3 protein-coding genes and 1 pseudogene are annotated in these 2,445 nt (G+C 60.0%); 1 reads left to right on the forward strand and 3 read right to left on the reverse strand.

The window, feature by feature from the left end; genetic code table 11:
• A pseudogene (locus FLM9_RS07625) lies at positions 1–334 on the forward strand (biosynthetic arginine decarboxylase); the annotation flags it as partial.
• Between the two features lie 3 nt (positions 335–337).
• On the opposite strand, the gene FLM9_RS07755 reads toward FLM9_RS07625, so the two are convergent.
• Genes FLM9_RS07755 through FLM9_RS07895 form a run of 3 tightly spaced genes read right to left on the reverse strand, consistent with a single transcriptional unit; the run spans position 338 to position 2,152 of the window.
• A complete protein-coding gene (locus FLM9_RS07755; protein ID WP_218969760.1) occupies positions 338–1,375 on the reverse strand; it encodes a PhoX family protein in 1,038 nt (345 codons plus the stop codon).
• Positions 1,359–1,727 (reverse strand): alkaline phosphatase PhoX, encoded by a 369-nt coding sequence (locus FLM9_RS08430; RefSeq protein ID WP_074458010.1) that lies wholly within the window; start codon positions 1,725–1,727, stop codon positions 1,359–1,361. The genes FLM9_RS07755 and FLM9_RS08430 overlap by 17 nt, the downstream gene beginning before the upstream one ends.
• Complete coding sequence (locus FLM9_RS07895) at positions 1,724–2,152, reverse strand: alkaline phosphatase PhoX (RefSeq protein ID WP_143324657.1); 429 nt, start codon at positions 2,150–2,152, stop codon at positions 1,724–1,726. The genes FLM9_RS08430 and FLM9_RS07895 overlap by 4 nt, the downstream gene beginning before the upstream one ends.
• Positions 2,153–2,445: the final 293 nt, after the last annotated feature.

Here is a 2,445-nt window from a genome sequence, read left to right on the forward strand (position 1 = left end):
CCCCTACTGGGTGGGCCTGTTTCTGGGTGGGGCCTATCAGGAAATCATGGGCAATCTCCATAACCTGTTTGGCCGCACCAATGCAGTGCATATCCGCTTGGCGCCCCAGGGAGGCTACCGGGTGGAGCAGGTGGCGCGGGGCGACACCACGTCCGACGTGCTCACGGCCCTGGACCATGATCCCCAGAGTCTTATGGAGCGCCTGAGACGGGACAGTGAGGCCGCCATTGCGGCAGGCAATCTCACCATCCCCGATGCACACCGGCTCATGACCCACGTGGAGGAGAGCCTGAGGCAGAGCACCTACCTGGAGTCGGGCGTCAGGTCCCCTTGACGGTCAGCCCACGACCGCCCGGCCCAGCCCCAGCCAACCGGCTTTTTCAATGGCGATCACGCTGGAGCGGGGGACGCTGGCGCCGTCACCTGGGAAATGGCAGGTGTGGGGATGGCGCTCTCCAGGATGCTGGATGCCCACAAACATAGTTTTGTGGTCCGGGCTCCAGGTGACGCCGGTCACCTCGCATTCCTTGGGACCCACCAGGAAGCGGCAGATGGCGCTGGTTCCGGCATCTGCCAGCATCATCTGGTTGTTGCCCATCTCGGAAAAATCACCGGTGTTGCTGTAGTTGCCGTCCGTTTGAATCCACAGCCGTCCCTGGCTGTCGAAGGTCAAACCATCGGGAGAGTTGAACATATTATCTGAGGTGATGTTGCTGGAGCCGGCATAGGCGTCCTGATGGACGTTGGGGTTGCCCACCATGACAAAAAGACCCCATTTGAAGTTCCGGCTGGCGTGATTGCCCCGGGCGGAGATCCAACGGACGATTTGTCCATACTGGTTATTGGGCCTGGAGTTGACCCCGTTCACCGGCTGACCGCTTTTGCCCCGGTCTTTGTTGTTGGTGAGGCAGCAATAGGCTTCGGCAACTTGGGGATTGGCCGCCACCCACTCGGGCCGATCCATGGTGGTGGCCCCTGCGGCCGTTGCCGCCAGGCGGGTGTTGATGCAGATTTCTGCCTTGTCCATACCGGTCGCGTCTGGTGTCAGCGCCAGCCACACACCGGTGCCGCCGTCGTCGAAGCGGGCAGCATGGAGGATGCCGTCCTCCAGCAGCCGGGAGGGGTTGTCCATAACGGGGCGGTAGGTGCCGCTGGAGACAAACTTGTACAGGTGTTTCTCCCGCTCGTCATCCCCCACATAGGCCACGATATGCCCGTCACGGGCCATCACCATCTCGCAATTCTCGTGCTTGAAACGCCCCAGGGCGGTGTGTTTGCGGGGGCGGGACACGGAATTGGCCGGGTCAATCTCCACGATGTAGCCATGGCGGTTGGGTTCGTTGGGTTCTAGGGCCGGATCAAAACGCTCCGCCACCGTGGCCCAGCCATAGCGGTCGTTGCCGGCCTTGAAGCCGTAACGTTTCAGGGCGTGGCTGGGGTGTCCAGTCCGGGTTGGAGGGGCTATGAAAATAGATGTGGAAGTTTTCCTCACAGGTGAGGTAGGTGCCCCAGGGGGTACGGCCGTTGCCGCAGTTGTTGAAGGTGCCCAGGGCCACCACAGCCTGGGGATCCGCCTGGGTTTTGAGCAGGTCATGGCCACGGCCGGGACCGGTGATGTCCATGGGGGACTGCAGGGTAATGCGGCGATTCAAAGGGAAATCGTTCACCACTCGCCAGCCCTGGGCACCGCGGCGGATTTCCATCACGCTGACCCCGTGGGCATTCATCCCTTGCGCACGTCATCGTCAGTCTCATAACTTTCTGATATGCGATTACCCCAAATGATCTTGTGATTTGCATATTCGTTATTGACAACCAACACGGTGCGATTGCTGACGGCAAAACAACCCATGCCGTCGTTGTTGTCTCCAAAGGCCATGGCCTGGGATTCCGCCATTCCCCGGGAGGCCGGATCAAAGGCGTTGCTGCTGGACCACAGGGGATCTCCCCAGGAGGCCACCACGTGCCAGGTGAATCCATCGGGCAGGGTGACGGTGTCCTCCTGGTTGGCGCTGACGGGCTCAAACGCCATGGCGCTCGCCTTGGCCTTGGCGGGCAGCGCCGCATCGGCAAAGGCGGCTACCCCGAACGCTGCGCCTCCCAGAGGCACGGTTCGGCGCGAGACGACACCATCAAAATCAAGCTCGGACATGCTGGTCAGCCACTGAGGACAGCAGTGCAACACCAATTTGTAGGCTATGGACCGTTTCCATGGGCAACATCAAGGCTTCGTGGTGATGGACCTAAGGGAAACCTGGGAAATGGGGAGAGGATGTATCATAATGAAGGGAGCAATCTTGGAGCTCCATCAACAAAGACTGTCAACTTGGCTTCAGCTATTTTGAGCGGAGCATAGTGAAGAGAGAGCAAGCGTGAAAGATTTTTGTCAGTGATGGAGGAGGTAGTGCCTTGGGAAGAGTTGGAGGAATTGCTCCAACCGTTCTA

The sequence above is a fragment of the Candidatus Synechococcus spongiarum genome (genome assembly GCF_900047545.1).
Taxonomy (GTDB): domain Bacteria; phylum Cyanobacteriota; class Cyanobacteriia; order PCC-6307; family Cyanobiaceae; genus Synechococcus_B; species Synechococcus_B spongiarum_C.

Excerpts from the sequence above, each read along its gene's own strand:
- FLM9_RS07895 (WP_143324657.1), bottom strand. The coding sequence starts at position 2,152 with ATGTCCGAGCTTGATTTTGATGGTGTCGTCTCGCGCCGAACCGTGCCT.
- FLM9_RS08430 (WP_074458010.1), bottom strand. The coding sequence starts at position 1,727 with ATGAATGCCCACGGGGTCAGCGTGATGGAAATCCGCCGCGGTGCCCAG.